18 protein-coding genes are annotated in these 19,417 nt (G+C 38.8%); 5 read left to right on the top strand and 13 right to left on the bottom strand.

What is annotated here, in order from left to right:
* Positions 1–129 precede the first annotated feature (129 nt).
* Both BLV86_RS10000 and BLV86_RS09995 read left to right on the top strand, forming a co-directional pair.
* Complete coding sequence (locus BLV86_RS10000) at positions 130–852, top strand: vitamin B12 dependent-methionine synthase activation domain-containing protein (protein ID WP_049962389.1); 723 nt, start codon at positions 130–132, stop codon at positions 850–852.
* The gene (locus BLV86_RS09995; RefSeq protein WP_090816712.1) at positions 834–3,461 is read left to right on the top strand and encodes a homocysteine S-methyltransferase family protein; all 2,628 of its coding nucleotides are present in this window, start codon (positions 834–836) and stop codon (positions 3,459–3,461) included. Before BLV86_RS10000 ends, BLV86_RS09995 begins: the two co-directional genes overlap by 19 nt.
* 37 nt (positions 3,462–3,498) lie before the next feature.
* On the opposite strand, the gene BLV86_RS09990 is transcribed toward BLV86_RS09995, so the two are convergent.
* The 11 genes from BLV86_RS09990 to BLV86_RS09940 form a co-directional block, all read right to left on the bottom strand.
* Positions 3,499–4,449, bottom strand: coding sequence for a hypothetical protein (locus tag BLV86_RS09990; protein ID WP_090816709.1), 951 nt, complete (start codon positions 4,447–4,449; stop codon positions 3,499–3,501).
* 262 nt (positions 4,450–4,711) lie between these two features.
* Positions 4,712–5,407: a heavy metal-binding domain-containing protein gene (locus BLV86_RS09985; protein ID WP_090816706.1), complete on the bottom strand. Its 696-nt coding sequence runs from the start codon at positions 5,405–5,407 to the stop codon at positions 4,712–4,714.
* 5 nt (positions 5,408–5,412) lie between these two features.
* Entirely contained in the window at positions 5,413–5,718 is a 306-nt protein-coding gene (locus tag BLV86_RS09980; RefSeq protein WP_090816703.1) for a hypothetical protein, read from the bottom strand.
* Positions 5,719–5,860: 142 nt separating this feature from the next.
* Positions 5,861–7,078: a hypothetical protein gene (locus BLV86_RS09975; RefSeq protein ID WP_090816700.1), complete on the bottom strand. Its 1,218-nt coding sequence runs from the start codon at positions 7,076–7,078 to the stop codon at positions 5,861–5,863.
* A gap of 104 nt (positions 7,079–7,182) precedes the next feature.
* Positions 7,183–7,572: an SMI1/KNR4 family protein gene (locus tag BLV86_RS09970; RefSeq protein ID WP_090816698.1), complete on the bottom strand. Its 390-nt coding sequence runs from the start codon at positions 7,570–7,572 to the stop codon at positions 7,183–7,185.
* 15 nt (positions 7,573–7,587) lie between these two features.
* Complete coding sequence (locus tag BLV86_RS09965; RefSeq protein ID WP_090816695.1) at positions 7,588–9,048, bottom strand: HNH/ENDO VII family nuclease; 1,461 nt, start codon at positions 9,046–9,048, stop codon at positions 7,588–7,590.
* Between the two features lie 73 nt (positions 9,049–9,121).
* Positions 9,122–11,074, bottom strand: a complete 1,953-nt coding sequence (locus tag BLV86_RS09960; protein ID WP_090816690.1) for a hypothetical protein — start codon at positions 11,072–11,074, stop codon at positions 9,122–9,124.
* Between the two features lie 290 nt (positions 11,075–11,364).
* Complete coding sequence (locus tag BLV86_RS18775) at positions 11,365–11,526, bottom strand: zinc-ribbon domain-containing protein (RefSeq protein ID WP_090816687.1); 162 nt, start codon at positions 11,524–11,526, stop codon at positions 11,365–11,367.
* Between the two features lie 173 nt (positions 11,527–11,699).
* Entirely contained in the window at positions 11,700–13,172 is a 1,473-nt protein-coding gene (locus BLV86_RS09950; RefSeq protein ID WP_090816684.1) for a hypothetical protein, read from the bottom strand.
* A gap of 86 nt (positions 13,173–13,258) precedes the next feature.
* Positions 13,259–13,663: a hypothetical protein gene (locus BLV86_RS09945; protein ID WP_090816681.1), complete on the bottom strand. Its 405-nt coding sequence runs from the start codon at positions 13,661–13,663 to the stop codon at positions 13,259–13,261.
* A 203-nt stretch (positions 13,664–13,866) separates the two neighbouring features.
* Positions 13,867–14,328 (bottom strand): hypothetical protein, encoded by a 462-nt coding sequence (locus tag BLV86_RS09940; protein ID WP_090816678.1) that lies wholly within the window; start codon positions 14,326–14,328, stop codon positions 13,867–13,869.
* A 54-nt stretch (positions 14,329–14,382) separates the two neighbouring features.
* On the opposite strand from BLV86_RS09940, the gene BLV86_RS09935 reads away from it, so the two are divergent.
* The gene (locus tag BLV86_RS09935) at positions 14,383–15,093 is read left to right on the top strand and encodes a serine/threonine protein kinase (protein WP_090816676.1); all 711 of its coding nucleotides are present in this window, start codon (positions 14,383–14,385) and stop codon (positions 15,091–15,093) included.
* 88 nt (positions 15,094–15,181) lie between these two features.
* On the top strand, positions 15,182–16,246 hold the full coding sequence (locus tag BLV86_RS09930; protein ID WP_090816673.1) for a hypothetical protein: 1,065 nt from the start codon (positions 15,182–15,184) through the stop codon (positions 16,244–16,246).
* 194 nt (positions 16,247–16,440) lie between these two features.
* Here BLV86_RS09930 and BLV86_RS09925 read toward each other — a convergent pair whose 3' ends face one another.
* A complete protein-coding gene (locus BLV86_RS09925; RefSeq protein ID WP_090816670.1) occupies positions 16,441–17,085 on the bottom strand; it encodes a 4-carboxy-4-hydroxy-2-oxoadipate aldolase/oxaloacetate decarboxylase in 645 nt (214 codons plus the stop codon).
* A gap of 25 nt (positions 17,086–17,110) precedes the next feature.
* Positions 17,111–18,286, bottom strand: coding sequence for a sodium/glutamate symporter (gene gltS, locus BLV86_RS09920; RefSeq protein ID WP_090816667.1), 1,176 nt, complete (start codon positions 18,284–18,286; stop codon positions 17,111–17,113).
* Between the two features lie 199 nt (positions 18,287–18,485).
* Between gltS and BLV86_RS09915 the strand changes: the two genes are divergently transcribed.
* Positions 18,486–19,406 (top strand): LysR family transcriptional regulator, encoded by a 921-nt coding sequence (locus BLV86_RS09915; RefSeq protein ID WP_090816664.1) that lies wholly within the window; start codon positions 18,486–18,488, stop codon positions 19,404–19,406.
* The last annotated feature ends 11 nt before the right edge of the window (positions 19,407–19,417 follow it).

Genomic DNA, 19,417 nt, shown 5'->3' with positions numbered 1-19,417 from the left:
TGACTTTGCAGAATGTGAATCTCTCTTCTGCCCTCCGGTAAGTGCATATCGGAACAAACATTGATTTACACACTGCGATTCAAATTTACCGTGCCGTCGCCCCGCGGGGTACGGCACTTTTAGTATTTTATGATAGAACTAAGACAAAAAGAAATATACCGTTTCCTGGGCTACCAAAAGATCACCCCGTCACCGGAGGTTGATGAGCGGATAAAGGAATGCGTTGAAAAAATGCAGAATGCTGCGGCTCCCCGATGCTTCTACAGAAGCTTTCAGGTTAAGCAGACTGCCCCTGATATCACAGAAATCGCGGGACTCAGCATTAAATCAAAGAATCTGTACAAAAACCTGGAAGGCTGCGATCACGCCTATATGTTTGCGGCAACTGTAGGCATAGGCATCGACATGCTCATAAAACGGAGCGAACTGACAAGCCTCATGGAGGCCTCCATCTATCAGGCGGCCGGTGCGGAAATGGTAGAGTCCTTCGCCGATTCGGAAGTAAAAAAAATAAGAGAAACGGAGAATGCCTCCGGCTATACATTGAGGCCACGATTTTCTCCCGGTTACGGCGACCTGCCTCTTGCCCTGCAAAGCGATTTTGCAAAGATACTGGATATGCAGAAATGGTGCGGGATAACACTCACGGAAACCCTTCTTATGGTGCCTAGTAAGTCCATCACAGCTTTTATTGGATGCGCGAAGTCCTCCGACCTGCCGGAATCCGAATATCTTGCAAAAACCATCAATCCTTTGGAACTCTCTTCCTGCACTCTTTGCAGTAAGGCGAAGGATTGTTTATACAAAAACAGCTCCAAAGGAGAACAAACGAAATGCGAAAAAACATATTAGACCGCCTGGGAAAAGAATGGATATTTTTTGACGGAGGCACCGGTTCCATCCTTCAGGAAAAGGGACTTCAGCCGGGAGAGCTTCCTGAAACCTGGAATCTTCTGCATCCTGAGGAGATCATTGACCTTCATCTCGGATATCTCAATGCCGGTTCACACATCTTCAATACCAACACCTTCGGGGCCAACCGGCTGAAATTTCAGGACAATCTGGATGAGATAGTTACTGCTGCCGTGAAACTTGCGAAGGAAGCAAGAAAAAGATCCGGTCGGGAGGATGATGCTTATATCGCCCTGGACATCGGCCCAACAGGAAAACTTCTCAAGCCAATGGGGGACCTTTCCTTTGATGATGCGGTGGATATATTCGCCGAGGTTGTACGGATAGGAGCCCGGGAAGACGCGGATCTGGTGCTCATCGAAACCATGAACGATTCCTATGAGGCCAAGGCTGCCGTACTTGCGGCAAAGGAAAACTGTGATCTTCCTGTTTTCATAACCTGTGTTTTCGATGCGTCAGGAAAAATGCTTACTGGTGGCACTCCCGAGTCAGCCGTTGCCATGCTGGAGGGCCTGGGTGTTGATGCCTTGGGAACAAACTGCTCTCTCGGACCTGAACAAATGATTCCTATCGTGGAACGTCTGGTGAAGGCCGCCCACGTTCCGGTGCTGGTGAATCCCAATGCAGGTCTCCCGAAATCCGTGGATGGCCGGACTGTCTACGATGTGGATCCGGAGGCATTTGCAGGATTTATGAAGACCATCGCAGGCCTGGGCGCTGTTGGGCTCGGCGGCTGTTGCGGCACCACCCCCGCCCACATCAAAAAGGAAATTGAAGCCGTGACTTCTCTTCCATTCCGGGCTCCGAAGGCTGAGGCTCACACCGTTATCTCCTCCTTCTCTCAGGTAGTGGAAATCGGCGGAGGCGCAAGGCCCGTAATCATCGGAGAGCGCATCAATCCAACAGGAAAGAAACGCTTCAAGCAGGCTCTTGTGGAGCATGACATCGATTACATCGTGGATCAGGGCTTACAGCAGGAGGATGCCGGAGCCCATGTTCTGGATGTTAATGTTGGTACTCCGGAAATCGACGAAGCGGAACTTTTGGATGAAGTCCTCACCAGACTTCAAAGCGTGCTGGCACTGCCCCTTCAGATCGACACTTCAGATCCTGTAGCCATGGAGCGGGCACTGAGACATTATAACGGAAAGGCACTTATCAATTCCGTCAACGGTAAAGAGGAGGTAATGCACAGCGTATTTCCTCTTGTAAAGAAGTACGGCGGAGTTATCGTGGGACTTGCCCTGGATGAAGGCGGAATTCCCGATACTGCTGACGGTCGTATCGCCATTGCGAAAAAGATTTACGATACCGCAGCATCCTACGGAATTCCTAAAGAAGATGTGGTTATCGACGGTCTCTGTATGACCATATCCAGTGATCCACGGAGTGCCCTTGTGACCCTTGAGACTATAAGACGGATCCGTGATGAGTTGGGTGGAAGTTCCATCCTGGGAGTTTCCAACATAAGCTTCGGACTTCCTGCGAGGGAGCTGGTGAATTCCTATTTCTTCGCCATGGCACTTCAGAACGGACTGTCCTGCGCCATCATTAACCCGAACAACCAGGCAATGATGCAGGCCTACAGAAGTTTCTGCGCTCTTACCGCTCAGGATGAAAACTTTCAGAATTTCATCGGGGCTTATCAGAATTACAAAACACCTGACAAGCGGGTTTCAGAGGCAGTGGATGCCTGTCGCTCCAGGGTTCTCAATGCACTTGGAATTTCAGCCGGAGACCTTAAGTCTTCCGGCAGTCCCCTAGGGGGTAATGCTTCCTTCGTGACATCAAACGGAGGTATTTCGGGAAATTCAGGTGGTTCAGGTGCAGGCCAAAACGGAGCATTCGGAAGCTCAGGTACAGTTACCGGAGGTGCGTCCGGTGCTTCATCCCAGGGCGGCTCCGGCAACGGTCAAGGCTATCACTCAAAACTCATGGAAGCCATCGAACGTGGAATGGCAAAACCTGCTGCCGCTGCAACAAAAGATGCTCTTTTAACAAGGTCTGCTCTCGATATCATCAATCAGGATTTAGTACCTGCCCTTGATATAGTCGGAAAAGGCTTTGAAAAGGGAACTCTCTTCCTGCCACAGCTTTTGATGGCGGCTGATGCCGCAAAGGCTGCCTTCACTGTAGTAAAAGAATCAATGTCCGACACACAGCAGGAATCAAAGGGAAAGGTTATCCTTGCTACCGTAAAGGGTGACATCCATGATATCGGAAAGAACATAGTGAAGGTTCTTTTGGAGAACTACGGTTACGATGTTATTGATCTCGGAAAGGACGTTCCGCCTGAAACCATTGTTGAAACCGCAATTCAGCAGGACGTAAAACTCGTTGGTCTCTCCGCCCTTATGACCACCACCGTCGTGAATATGGAGGAAACCATCAAACAGCTCCACAAAAAAAAGCCCGACTGCAAAATCGCAGTGGGCGGTGCCGTCATGACCCAGGATTACGCCGACAAAATCGGCGCCGACTGCTACGGCAGTGATGCCATGGCGACCGTAAGATATGCGGATGAGCTGTGCGAAAAAGGATTGCTGTAAATCGAGCGGGAGGGGCTGTGCCCCTCCCGCTTCTATCTTACTTACTAAAATCCACCGCATTTCCAAAGAAATCCGTTCCCTTCATGGTCTTAACATTTACGGTATACCATGTCCAGGTAGTTTCATGGAAAGTGCTGCCATCATTAACGTACTCATACATCCTTATGGTGATGGTGTTATCATCATCCCATTGTATTTCAGCTTCCGGGGCGCCGCTGAGCTTCTTAGCCCGGTTCACAATGGTCAGAACCTTTTCTGCTGTTTCATCTCCTTCGCCCATGTCATAAAACTCATTCGCTTTCTCGGGAGTCATACGCATAAGCCCGATATGATCAACCTCTCCCGAACTCCAGGTCACGGTTCCCATCGCGTACTCTTCATCCCGGTTTTTTGAAATATAAAAATCGGTGAAATCGATGTTTCCTATGTCCGCTACAGTATGTACTGTTGCAGTCTTGGAATTCCATTTTCCTTTTCCTATGTCATATCCACTTTCAACGATAGACTGACTGGCATCTCCCGGATTAAATAACCACCAGTTAAGCTTCACAGAGAAGTTATCGCCATCAGTATCTATCACTGCATTGAGATACCTTTCGTATCCGTTGAAGTAACCTGAGTCTGCACTGAACATGTAGCACTTCCAGCCACCCTTCAGAAGATAGGGTTCATCTCCGGTAACGCGATCCACAAACTGTTCGTCGAGAGCATTGGGCCACTGTCCCAATGAAGAGTTGTAGACTTTATCGATCATCCAGTCGAAATCCATGGCAAGAGCCATGTCTGTGGTAGACATCGAATTGGCGATGTTTTCCTGGGCAGCTCTGTCAATCGAGGATGAAGAATAGCTCTTCCCACTCCCATTATCTATACCGAATTTTTGTTTGAGAAAATCCTGTTTGCTGGTGTCTGCATAAGCGGTTAAGGTTGTCACTGCTGTAGAAAGCGCCAGAACTCCAAGTAATATATTATTTTTAACTTTTTTCATGCCACTACTCCTCTCAAAAATCCCTACAAAAGTCCATTCATGTAATAATATCGTTCATTTAAGAGGATTTTATAATAGTAGCACTTTTTCGTAAATACATTGGGGTAATTGGGGTAATAAGACCTGTTTAAGGGGGTTTCGTTAATATACCATCAAAAAGATCTCGTTAACTATTTCATTCAAGCTTTATTCAAGCAGCAATACTTCAAATCACTTCTGGAATTATCAATATATCATAGGCTCTACGCTATAAACCTATATATCATCTAGTTTCATCTTTTTCTATTACAACGGCATTTCCATTTGCGGTAACACAAATAACGTAATCCTCATAAACAGTAATATCTCTTCTAAGTGCCGATGTATGATGAGGATCCATGGTTATATAATCAAAGTCAACACCGATTACAGCATTACACCCTAACTCATAGGCTGCTTCTTTCAATTCTTTCAGTGCCTGCCGTCTTATCTTGACAAGAGCATCACAAAGATGATCTTCCACCTTGTTTGACGAGAAAAAATCATCTCGTGGTATAGTTATGCAGTCATCTCCAGAAATATATCCAGAATACTTTACAATTCGATACCCATCGAAATTAAATCCAGAGGAAATCAATATATTTGCTATATCAGATTTTTTACGCTGTTCATTATCTTTTGCGTCTCTAATGTATTTTTCTTCATTAGTAAGAAATGCTAAATCTTCATCATCTAAGTACTTCATTTTGCCGTTTTCTGACATATTATCCAACAAACCGGCTCTTTCAGATTTGGGTGTATTTAAATAGTTTTGGTAAATACTGTAATCCTTGTAATCCTCTAATTTGGTAAGAAATAAATCTTCATTAATGTCAATCCCCAAGATACCAGTACTATGTGGAAAACCAGTATCTTTAATATATTGTTCCAATGTGTTTATTTGTAAGTTATATTTTGCAACTAACTCCATGATATTCATAATGATTACCTCTTAATATATTTCAATGCTTCTTGGTTGGATGGATCAATATCCAAAATAAGATTTGCATATTTAGACGCATGCGTTTTATCTTTTTCACACATATTAAGCAGTCTTTCTACATCATTTTTAATATTTATGCCACTTGATAGTTCTTTGTTTTTGAGATTATTTTCAAGACTTGCCTTAATTTCATTTCGTTGTTCATCCGATGAAATGCTATATCTTGTCTCACAATAATTACATATTCTGTATCCATTTTTGAATGTAAACTGTGTGCTTCCACAGCATGAACAAATTATTTTTTCCATGATATTTCCTCGAATATTATTATTAATATCTATAATATCTATGGTCTTTCGACACAGTTTTATTTTGAAACAACTATATCACACCAAAAACTTGTGTATTTCATTATAAACATGCTTTTTATAAAAAGGGCTTGCAAAAAAATTACCTCTCCATCGCCCATAAGTTTGTTGCCGCGTATTCAACAGTATATGTCTTACCTTTAGTACCACAGAATAAGCACATGCCCTTTAATTTGGTTTCTCCCTTTATACCGTATTTTGGAAGAACTAATGATGCAACTCCTACCAGTGTTTTTCCTTCATAAATATTGGCAATAATTGTACCATCAATAATTGCATCAACATCATCAAATATAATCATTGGTGTCGCAAGCTTTGCCGAGGTGGTTACTGTGCATGTACCGGTTTCTGACACTTCAACTTTTGTGTCTGAAAATGTAATCTTTGATAAACAAGTCTTTGCATCATCATTAGATACTAATTTTATCTTTGCTGCCTCTATTTCTTCCTGCAAGGCACGTGCATGTCTATCGTAATCAGCTGCTCCGCTAAGTGAAGTCATCATTAAAGGTGCAAAAGCTTTTGCATTAGCTTCGTTCTGAGCCCTTATCTGTGCATTCTTAGCTTGAATATCAGCCGCCGCTGCTAAACCTGCTGCCGGACCCGCAATACCACTTGCAATACCACCATGGATTGCCCAATCATGTTCCTTCTGTTGAGAAGCACCCATAATTGCTTGAGCACCATTTCTTAAAGTTTTCGCGCTTTCTAATGCAGCTGTTCTTTCAGCTGATAATATAGCAATTCTCTTATCTCTTCCCTTAAAGCCGGAATATTTATTCAGTTCATTATATTCGATTCTCTCTTCATCCTTCTTTGCATTAAGTGCAGCTTCTTTTCTGTTTTCAATATCCTTGTCTACCGAAGCTTTTGCTTCATAAAATAAAATGGATACGTTTGAATATTGTATTTTGTGCTTTTGTGCAATCAAAGTACACTTCTGAATCTCCTTTTCAGATTTACATTCTTTGATTCCATTGTTTACGCACTCGTTATAGAAGGCTATTTTTTTATCTTCCGCCATTTTATCTGCACGAGCCTGATTGCTTTTTTTTGCAGCCCCAAGTTGTAAAACCATCATTACTACACCAATAGCCGATAATAAAAAACCAAGTACAACCATTTCAGGGCTACCATTTGGCATATCTTTAGCTGGATTTGCACCAATTCCTATAAACATACCACCAAGCATCATTATGCCGCCCATACCTAATAATTTGGCATTTTTAGGACTGTTACTCCATCCAATACAAATACAACCCATACCAAAAAACATAATTGTCATTCCAAATCCTGTCATGGTTTTCTCCTTTCACGACTTGTTTTTTACTAGTTTCACTACAGTGGCTATCAAAGATAATTAGACAAGATTATATACTAGTTTCATCTTCTATTGTTGAAGTATTATCTCAGTATATACTGAGTAAACGAATCACAAAGTTCCGTTAACGGTTGATTTGGAGATGAATAAAACACTTTCCCTGTTTCTGATTGCCAGATTATCATTTCTTCTACATTTGTTTCCTCAATAACATACATGCTTTTAGGAATAGTTGGATTCTTTGCCCAAGATGCTTTTGTGACGGCAACAACATTCGTCCTATCTGATTTTGTTATTCCTGTCAGCTCATGACCATTATATGCCGCTACTCCATACGTTATAAGATATTTCCTATAGTCGACTGGAAATATAATTCCAAGCTCAGATTCTGCCTTCTTTACCATTTCATCCGATACACCTTCACCTACAAGAAGATGTTTTTTTGACTCAAAAGCTTCGACAATACTTTGCATATTTTTCCCTTTCTGTCAGCCTGCAAGAAATGCAGCTAATGCTTCCCAAAACTCCTCACGCTGAATAGCCCATTCACTATCAGTAATCAGACTGTGTACTCCGGCACCGTCAGCAATATTAACATCGTGAAGGATCGCATTATTTCCACCACCGGTATGTTCATACTGTGAAAGTATCGCAAGAGGAGAATCTACGTTCTGTCCGATATGGTGAAGCTGGAAGGCCTGCCCACTTGCAGGATCAATCGCCGCATACCCTTGTTGCATTCTCTCGAGATTTGTGACTGTTCGGCCGGCAAGTTCACTTTCATAAGAAAGATCAATGGAACGAATCAAAACAGCTTGTCCATTAATAGTTTCGGAATACAAACCTGCTTGCTCAAAATATATCACACTTTCCTCTGTACTTCTAAAAAGCTTAACAACCTCCAAAGGATAACCAGTATTCATACAGATTGCCGACATATCCTGAACTGCTAAACCAGTTGCTTCTGATATTTTCAACAGTTCTTGATACTCTTCCATCGAATGTATCTGCTTAACAAAATTTGCCGGAAGATTCGTTTCTTTAATGATGGTAGCAGCATCATCCAAAGAAAGTCCTCCTCCTGAAGCAGTCTTCAACATTATAAGCTCGCTGCTACCACCAAGTATCGAACCAGAAATGGCTCCCCATTTGAAGCTTTCGCTTCCAGCCAGAGCTCCAGCCTTGAGCGCCTGGTCAAAATCTCCAGTTTGTATACCGGTAACAGTTCCGCTTATTACTGCACTTAAAGCACCTGAAGATGTTGCAAAAATAGCACCTGATTTTGCTGATGCCGCAAAAATCATACTGACTGCCGGAGCACCGACTCCACCAGAAACCACAGAAACAGTTACACATACCAGGATGACGCCTGTTCCAATTGCGACATTTTTTAACACCTGTTCATATGTATCATCATAATCTTCAAAAGGAACAACCGTTGTTGCCCCATTTTCATCAAGGGTAAAAACATATCGTGTGCCTTGGAACTGCGTATCTAAATCCTCAAGTGAATACCCGAAAAAGATATTGGACCGCGAATTGTATGCGAGCTCATCGAGATATTCCTTTGAAATATAGGCTGTGCTGACATTTTCGACATGATAACCATCTCCAAGCTGTCTTGACACATCTTTATACACCGTATTCTCGACATATTCGAGAAGATTAGGATCGCTCAATTCGGAAAATACAGGTTCTGGTGCCGGAATCTTACTGTCTACAGGTTCAATTTTAACTTCATCATGTACTGTCTCGGAAACTATTACATTTCCTTTTTCATACCCGGAATCTTCTTCTAGATTTTTTTCCTCATTATTTTTCTCTGTGCTAGAAAAGGCTTTAGTAGTATTGATGGTCTCTGATTCAAAAGTATTTCTCTCTTTTTGAGAAGTACTGCACCCAGAAAAAATCAACGTAAATACCAACAATAATGAGATTACACTTCTCATGAGTTGCTTTACCTCCAATTTTATCCTCTTATCAAAAGAAACGAATCAACGAGCACTATCGCTAGTAATTTTTTCATTTTTTATCGTCCTCGTTTTTGACAGATTTTTTCTTTTTAACGTATATTGCAATGGCTACTCCTACACATAATATTGGGATTATATAAATAACCGGATTTGAATTATTTTCTGGTTTTTCTGTAGATGGAGTTTTTGCAGGATCTTCATCGATTGATTCAACTATATTTGACTCAGATGGTTCCGTATCCATACTGTTCCCAGTATTAGGAGTTGATTCTTCTGCTGAGTCAGTTATTTCAAGAGCAGACTCACTTTCATCTGGTTGTGAGCTGTTATCTGCTTCTGTTTCAATTATAGGTGCAGTTAAACTTCCATCTTCTTCAACTGTAAATCCCTCGGATATTCTGGAATTCAAATCTTCTAGTTTGATATTGTTTTTTGACAAAGCCTTAAGATACTTGTCAGTACCAACATACAATGTTTTAGTAGTTGTAGCTCCAGTATATAAATTAGTTACCGTAAATTTATATATTCCTTCATCACTATATGAATCATTATCTTTTGCGGGACGATTAAATCGTATGTCTTCATTTAATAATCCATCAGAGTTTGATTTTAAAGTGGTTCTGGTAACATCTATATTTAGGTATCTTGATTTTGCCATATCAAGCTTGAATCCTTCGGTGGTAATGGCATTATCTGACAGTTCGTTACCTGAAGTAATGTCAAATGGATAGAACATACAATTACCATTTCTAATTGAAAAACCAAAACTAATCTTATAATTAGTATATGTTGGAACGACAGATACAGGTCCAAGCTTGCGGGGATCATTCTTTATTTCATAATCTAAAGTAACCTCATAATCTCCTTCCTCAAATAATTGAACGCGAGTGTCTGCACCGGTGTGAGCATTTGCCTCAAGAAAATTAGTATAAATCACAGGATCATGAGTTTTACCTTCATGATCTGTGAACTCAATAATCACTGTTCCATGGCCAAAATTCGTTTGTTTTACTCCAAAAACTTGATCATAACCGTTCGAATCTTCACTAATGCTTAATGCATCATTATCATTAAGCTTATTTATATCCTGATTTAATTTGAACCAAAGAGTAACTTTGTCACCTACATTTTTAAGATATATCGGCTTATTATTATACATAGTTTCTCTTGTATAACCATTTATAATAAATGTTCCTAATTCCCATCCAAAATGTGGGTCATTCTTATCTATCTTTTCATTTCCCGAAAAACCATTATCTACGCCTGTACTTATAGGTTTGCTAGCTAGTTCCTTTCTTGGTATATCATCAGAACTAGCTGCAGAATCTTTTGATTTTGGATTCACAGCGTAAAATTCATATACTTCTGCAATACGTTTTTGTTCTGTCGTATCTGTTGTGACAAATGCAATTGTGTTCTCACCTGTTTTAATTTGCATTTTATAAGCCACAATAATTCTGTAGAAACATCCATTTTCCAGTTGAATATTTTGAGTTTGATAAATAGGATCATTAAGGGTACTTTCATCCTTAAAAACATTGAATAATTGTTTATCAGTAACCCATTTTTCCCCATCATTAGATGTCTGAACTACTATGGCGCCTTTTAATATATTTTCTTTTAAGTTAATCGAATCGATTTTTTTTATTTTATCTTCTATTATATGCCACTCTGTATTTTGAGCGTTCAAGATAGTTGAATCGAACATGTAAGAAAATGCGATATTTCCTGAAGATACTGATAACGAATGTGTTTTATCAACTATACCATCGTCTCTAAAATCACCAGACAGAACCAACTGACCCATAGGTTTATCTGTTTCTGTTGTATCTGTAGAAGTGGTTTCAGATATTGGATAATCATGTTTGTCATCAAAAACATAAATATCACCAGTAATATTAGATGATATTTCTTTTGAATAAGCCACATTAACACTTAACAAAAAATACAGCGAACTAAGTACTAATACTACAACCTTTACTAATGATTTTTTCTCTTTCATCATTTCTCCTAAATATACATGCAAAAAAATTATCATCAAAACGGATAATTATATGTGATTCATAATTGCTGATACACCACTTATAATTTTGATGATTAATTTTACGTAACACTCTCTTTTTACATCGACAATTAATCATCTTTTATAATCTCCAAACATTTACGTATCCCAACATTAAAGATGCCGACGATATATGAACTCGTCGGCATTATTCGTTTATATCATTTTTTTACGCCTTATCTCACATAATGTCCAAAATAGAGAATCTTTACAAAGGTATTCTCTCCTGCTTAATTTTCAATTGCCTCTAATTCGAGGCAATTAAAAACAATGTATGGTATCAACGGATTGATGCCAGTATTTTTATCCAAGCTTTGATTCACTGCTGTGCCACAAGAGGGACAAAACCGTACATTTTCTGTTAGTTCTTCTCCGCATTTTGGACATTTCATAGTTGATCTCCATTACTCAATTAATATATGATCTCACAGGGTATTATTGTCATTGTAATATATTTCCACATCAAAGTTTTTCCTGTCACCATACCATATTAAACGATTCGTTACGACCTTCAATTTTGCATTAGAATCAGTAGATATTTCTTTACTATCATCACTTATTCTGATCAGGTACACACTTTATCTGCAAACTTTTGGATCTTCTTATTTGCCTTATCAATATCTCCACTAAACAATTCTGATCTCATATCTGTCCAAAAACTATAAATATCACCACGTGTATCAGACCATTCACTATACACATCACCACGTGTATCAGACCACAAGGAATAAGCATCACCTCTAGCATCTGACCATTCACCATAGGCTATATTTTTCTTGGCTTCTTTGAGAATACCTTCATAGTAGTAGTCCTTAATATCGACAAGCAACCCATCATAAATATCATCCTTAACATAAGCACATGCGTCATCATAAATACAATCTTTTAAGTCATCCATTTCATTGTATTTATCTTTACTTGACGAATCTGACTCCATAACTAAATTTGCATATACAACGGCATATTGTGAAATCATTTTAAGTATCTGTTCACTCGACTCTTCTATATGTTTATGAAAGTCCTCCACGTCATCAACATTGTCGCGATACTTTTCATATGTGTCAATTCTTGATGAAAGATCTGACCACTCCTTATTTAAAGCTTGAACACACTCCAAAACATGTGAATCTACTACTTCTTCTAATTCTTTTGGAGTTGATGCACTTCTTAATGTAGTGTCAAATTTAGCATCTGAAATATTGTATGTATTATTTCCCTTATTCTTCTTTTCTATCTTTTGGAGGAACCTATTATATACTTTCTCAGCACGCTTTAAATCTCCATTATACAATTTAAGTGATAAACCATAATAGAATGAATATATATCAGTTGCTGCATCATAGTATAAACCATATACCTTTGTAGAAGTATCATACCATTGGCTATACTCATTTGTAGATATGTCATACCATTCACTGTATTCCGTAGAGTCTTTCCCATCTTCTACGATACCGTCATAGAAATGATCTTTCATATCATCCATTAGTTCATCATAAATCTCTTCTTTGATCTCATCACAAGCATCTTCATAAACGTAATCATTGATTCCATCTACAGCTCTGTATTTTTCTTTGTCAGACATATCTGAATCTAAAATCATTCTGCCGTATGCAGCTGCATATTCACGAAGCATGATACTCATAAGATTAGTTTCTTCTTCTACAGTTCTGTAAAAATTAGAAACCTTTTCTACCTGGTCGCAGTATTTGTCATATGAATCAATCTCATTCATCAAATCAGTAGCACGAGATTGTAATGATTCAATACACTTCGCCAGATGTTCTCCTATACGATCTTCTAATTCATCTGTTGTATTAACTCCATCAAGGTTAATGTTAAATTGAGTGCTATCAACATTTACCTTTTTCTTTGTTATTTCTTCCTTAGCATTATCTTTTGTTTTTGTTGGTCTGCCAAACACACTCTCGATTGTATCGTCTGATTTAGAGAGGGTTTCTGAAGGTTTTCCACAAGCAGTTACAAATAACATAGACAACACTGATGAAAACAGAATAACGATTAAACTTTTGTACTTCATAATACTTTATTACGCCTCCATATTAATAATCCTATATATCTAGTTCACACGATATAATTTACAGTCTTGAATTACCCTCAATAAGATCAATCGTTTGCATCAAAATAGATTTCTCCATTAATTAATTGTTTATAATCATCCTCATCTACTTCGATATTAGATTTATATATCACCTGAATATTATCTTCAGTTAATACATATTCTATTTCGTCAAATTCATAACGTTTAGTATCAACTAATATATGGATCTCTCCTTTCTTATAATTGATACTCTTTACTTCCATCATGTCATCGTTTTCCGCTATATTGTGCATAAACCCTTCTGCAATTTCTTTTTGATTCCTATCAAAGAACGAAGAACTTTGAGAAATCTCATTTTTGCTTAAAAATTTTCCGTTGATGAAACCAGCTCCAAATGAAGTAAATACGATTAAAACAATTATTGCAACAAATAGAGTCTTACCAAATTTTTCCTTCAAATTTTCAAACACAGTTTCTCCTTTTCAAAAAACTTTTGTTAACTATGTTTCATTTAAAGAGTTATGAAATGCGTAAAAGGATAGATGAAGGTTTAGTAGTACTATTAACAATAGTTACTCCTTGTATTCAATAAATTATCCAAACTGTTTCAGTGAATCCTGCTATTTCTTGAATGACTGGTTTGAAATGACAAATCATACTCGTAGATCAACATCTATTCATGCATCCCACTAGATCTGAGCGGCATCATCTTATTGGCAGAAAGCATCTCGTTGATATCGATAATGCTTCCGGGATGTTCGTTAAAAAATGTCATAAGTAGCGCATCTCTTGGATTTCTCGCATACAAAATATCCATCTGATAGATTTTAAGAGCATTCTGAGTCTCTTTAAGAGTAAAATTTGCAGCATAACAGATTCTCAGTATAATGTCTCTCTGCTTTGTTACCTTTTCCTCCGTCAGCAGTTTATATCCATATCCTTGAGATATATCAGCTCTTAGGAGGACATCTTGCTTCTGTAGTCCTTTCTCCTTGAGCCTTTCGTTCATATATTTCATGAAGTTCCTGTCACCATCCAGCAAGTCATCTTCATTAGCCTTGACAAAATTTTCTATATCCTTTGGATGTGTGTGTTCAAGGATTTCTTCCAGTTCTTTTGTAGTCTTTTTATACATTGCTATCCTCTTTACTGTGTTATACTTTAGATAATTAATATGTGAGGTATTATTATGTTTGATAGTTCATTGCCGATTTCCTTCTACAAAGAAATTGCTCCGCTCAGTGAAGAACATCGGATATATTTTGTTCAGCACATCGAGACAAGGAAGGTTTATCTAAAGAAAACTCTTTCTGTATACAATCTTGATGTCTACGAACAGCTTTTCAAGCATCATATAAAAAATATTCCCCGGCTTTATGCAATGTATCAACATGATGGGCTTCTTACAGTTATTGAAGAATATATTCCCGGTGATACACTTCAGGAAGTGATCGATTTATGTGGGTTCGTTTCCGAAGCCGATGCAATATCCTATGCGATAAAGCTATGTGATATTCTTGTTGACTTACACTCACAACAGCCGACAATAATTCACCGTGACATTAAGCCTTCTAATGTAATCCTCACAGAAGATGAAAGAATCATACTTATAGACCTAAATGCTGCTCGTCAGTGTATAAACGAGAAGGAACGTGACACAAGACTGATCGGCACCGAAGGTTATGCTGCTCCGGAACAGTTTGGGTTTGGCAATTCTTCCTGTCAGACAGATATATATGCTGTTGGTAATCTAATTAAAGTGCTTATAGGCATCGATACAGATCCTGCCTTAAGAATATCCGCAAAGCTTTCAGCTATTATTAGCAAGTGCCTTGAAATGAATCCTAAAGATAGATATCCATCGGCTGCTCATTTAAAAGCTGCATTGGAAAAGCTTTGAACCATTACCTATAGATTCATTATAGCAACAAGATTTATTATTGCTCCCACCGTAGCGGTGGGAATATTATTAAAAAAGGGTAAAACATATGAGATTAGTCAACTGCCCTATTTGCGGAAAAAGATGTTCTGCGGATACTGAAAAATGTCCTGAATGTGGTTTTGAGATTAGGCAGTATTTTGAAAGCAATAATGTTCCTGAGAAAAGAAAAAAGAAGCCTCATTTTGGGGCTGTTTGCATTTTATGTGTAATAGTATTTGTTTTTTTTACATCAATATTTATTTTGGTACGTAATTCTTCAAAACCTAAAATGGATACAATTTATAAAGAATCCACGGTTGGGTTAGTTTCAAATAAGAACATTGATGTCAGTGGTGTTTATAGCGGTGATGATAATGAGATACTTGTATTAAATTCTGATGGACTTGCCTATTATTATTGCATTGACATTCAATATACCGAATTAGCATGTCCCTGGCATATCAAAGATGACACTGTATACATTGAGCTCTCAAGATTACATTGTATTATTTTCGCTAAGATTGATGATGAAAAGGAGCTGATATTCAAATCAGACAGTTCAAACTGGAATCCCGAGCTGTTTACAAGGATAAACTTAGAACCGGAACAGTATCTTACCAAAATACCAGCGACTAATGATCCCAAGGCTACACTTAATAGGGATGGAACCATTTCCTATACCAATGATGGTACTACCTATATCCTTCCAAAGATGTTTATGGATTTTAAAGACGAATTTGACAGTAAGGAGGATTCTTCATGTTTTATAGACCAGGATACTCAAAGCAATTACATAGCATCAGTCGTATTTCACTGTTCTGAAGGAAGAGAGTTAACACTTCCTCTTGCAGAAAAGTTGGCGCAAATCTTTGGATCTAGATTTTATGAAAACATAACTATTTCAAATAGCACTAAACTGGAGATCTGCGGTCACCAGGGATATAGATTTAAGGCGACAGGATATCTTAACAAGGGGTTTAACACTTGGGAAGGTTATGAAATGGATGGGTCTATTATAATCTTCTATAATGAATCCACTGGGAACAACAACTATATAATGATGAGCCAGACCTCAAATCGGGCTCTGGACGATACAGAGTTGTTTGAAGATATATTAAAATCTGCAAGGTGAAATATACATTTCAAGTGAAATGATAATTGTATAGTATCTGTGCTTCTTTACGGGACTTATATTGTGTTTTTTGCATTTCTTCTTGTTAAAGGTTCAATTATATAATTATTGTTCGAGTATAATGATATTTTGTTCAATGTAAAAGGGGCTGTCGCACTAAGATTAAGACAGCCCCATCATAATTTATCATCAGTTTATGTTTTGCTTTTAATCAACTCATCAAATTTATATATTTCAAGGGTGGTTTTCCCTGATTCCAGTTCACGAATAATCTCCTTCTCGTGCTCGTATTTTTTACACGCTTTTTCAAATACCTCATCTTCTACGTTTTGAGGAATAACAACTACACCATCACAGTCTCCAAATATGATGTCCCCCGGATTTACCTGCACTCCTCCACAACTTACAGGTATGTTAAGCTTTGCAAGGCTCTCCTTTACCGTCCCTGAAGGATTAAATCCCCTGGAAAAAACCGGGAAACCAAGCTCACGTATATCCTCTGAATCACGGCAGCTTCCATCTATCACAACTCCGGCAAGTCCCCGTAACTTACATGCGGTTGCCATTATGTCGCCAAAGTGTCCTGCCTCAGAATAGCCGTTAAGATCCAACACAAGCACATCCCCCGGCTGCGCTCCGTATATTGCCTGATGAAGTGCCAGATTGTCTCCCGGATAGCACTTTGCAGTATAAGCCCTTCCTATCATTTTCATTTTAGGACTTACGGGTTTGATGCCGGTATCCATAACACCCTGATTTGATACTGTATTGTTATTATCAGCTATATTCCCTGTAGGAAGTTTTAAAAGGTCATTTCTTATTCTTTCTGTGAGTTCCATGTTTATTCTCCATTCGTATATTCGATCACTTGAAACAATTTATGAAAAATGTGATGATCAACGGGTTTGTAATATTTATGAAAATAACTGTTACAACCGGAAGTACAAACCATGCGGTTGGTGCAGGTCCATTTTTCTCTATGATCGCCGACATATTGGCAACAGCGTTGGGTGTCTGTCCTAATCCTACTCCACAGTGTCCGGCAGCCATGACAGCTGCATCATAATCCCTTCCTGTAGTATTAAAGGTCACAAAAGTAGCCCACAATGCCATTACTACTGCCTGAGATATAAGTATCACAATCATCGGAAGTGCAAGGTCAACAAGTTTTGCTATATCAAGTGACATAAGAGCCATGGAAAGGAAAAGATTAAGGGCAATGTTTGATATGGTATCAATTTCATGCATCCTGAGGTCGATTCCTCTTGCATCCGCAATATTTCTCACCAACGCTCCTCCGAAAAGGCAGCCAACGTAATAAGGGAATGAGAGTCCGGTCAGCTTAAGTGCCGCTGAAATATAAGACCCTATAAATGCAGCAAGAAGAAGCAGTAAAACACTGTCAAACAGACTCTTTTGATTCAGTTCAAAAACCTTCTTCTTTTCTTCAGCCATCGACTGTCCTGAGCTCTTAAGATCATATTTTTTGATAAGACGTTCCGCCACAGGGCCTCCGGTAATACTTCCAAGAAGCAGTCCAAAGGTTGCTGCCGCAACACCTATTGTTGTGCCACCAACAGCTCCCAACTCTTCAAGTGTCGGTCCAAAAGATGCTCCGGATCCTACGCCACCGGACATTGAGATGGATCCCATTGCGATACCCAGAAGTTTATTGATCCCGAAAACCTGACAAAGTCCGACTCCCACCAGGTTCTGAACAAATAAAAATATCACTGCTCCTACTGCAAGCTTTGCTCCAAGTTTTCCTGATTTTTTCAGCACAGCAAGACTGCATGTAAAACCTGTTCCTGTAAAAAACAGGTTCATAAAGAAATCCTGCAGAGTATTTGTCATCTCAATAGTAAATAAACCTGTACTCTTACCTATAAAGATCAAAATACTGCATATCAAACCACCAATTACCGGTGCCGGAATAAAATATTTCTGAAAAACAGCAACTTTACTCTTTATATAACGTCCAAGCATATAGACCAAAACTGCAAGTCCCGTCGTTTGAATCAGATCAAATTGAATTGTCATATCTATCTCCCTTTTTACACGTAACATTTTCTACTTTTTGAATGATTTGAACCGGTTCTTTATTTTCTATGACTAATCTACCATTCGGAAAATAAGTTGTAAAACAGATATATTTGATTTAATATATCGGTAAAACAGATATTTAATCCAATACTATTTCATACCCACTTTTATATTTTAAATTTGTTTGGAGATTCTAATGACTTACGAACAGATAGAAACATTTCTTGTTGTAGCAACTTACAAGAATATAACCGCTGCATCGAAATACCTTTTTGTATCTCAATCCACTGTTTCATCCAGACTTCAGCAACTGGAAGACGAGCTGGGTACTCCTCTCCTTATCCGTCACAAAGGACAGAGAAATGCAGAGCTGACAAATTACGGCTCGGCATTTATCCCTATAGCAAGTCAATGGGCATCCCTATGGAAAGATACCCAGCATCTAAAAGCTCTTCCTGATATAAAATCATTGAATATTGCGAGCGTTGATGCTGTTAATAACTACACTTTAGTCCCAATGTTCCAAAAGCACCTTGAGGATCATCCAAGAGTCAAACTTTCGATAATGACCTACCATTCCAGTGAAATATATTCCCTGGTTCAAAACCGTACAGCTGACATCGGCTTCGCATTTTCTTCGATTTCTTATCCCGATGTCATTGCAATTCCTGTATATAGGGAATTAATGTATTTGATCTGTAATAAAAAGAGTAATTACGGAGATAATATTACCTGTAAGGATCTCCCCATAGAAAAAGAGATATATCTTCGATGGGGATCAGACTACCAGCAGTGGCATGACAGACATTGGAGTCCCGGTGTATATCCTTTGATATCAGTTAACACCGGCTCTATGCTACAACGATATCTGGATTATCCGGATAATTGGGCGATTGCACCAATGTCTGTAATTCAAGGTGCCATGCGATCCAATCCGGAACTGACTTTCCACAGCCTAAAGGAGCCACCTGCTCCAAGGATCTGCTATGAAATTAAGAATCGTTTTCCAAATGTTACACTTTTGGAACCAATTGAACTTCTTGAAAAAGAACTTCAGGAATTTATTGAAGAAGACGAAAGCATATGCTCTTTTGAAAGCTGGATGCTCAATAGCTGAGAACTGGCCTG

Origin of the sequence: Oribacterium sp. KHPX15, from assembly GCF_900107835.1 — a bacterium.
Lineage (GTDB): Bacteria > Bacillota > Clostridia > Lachnospirales > Lachnospiraceae > Oribacterium.
Note: the sequence above shows the minus strand (reverse complement) of the source record. Positions and strands in the feature narration are given on the sequence as shown.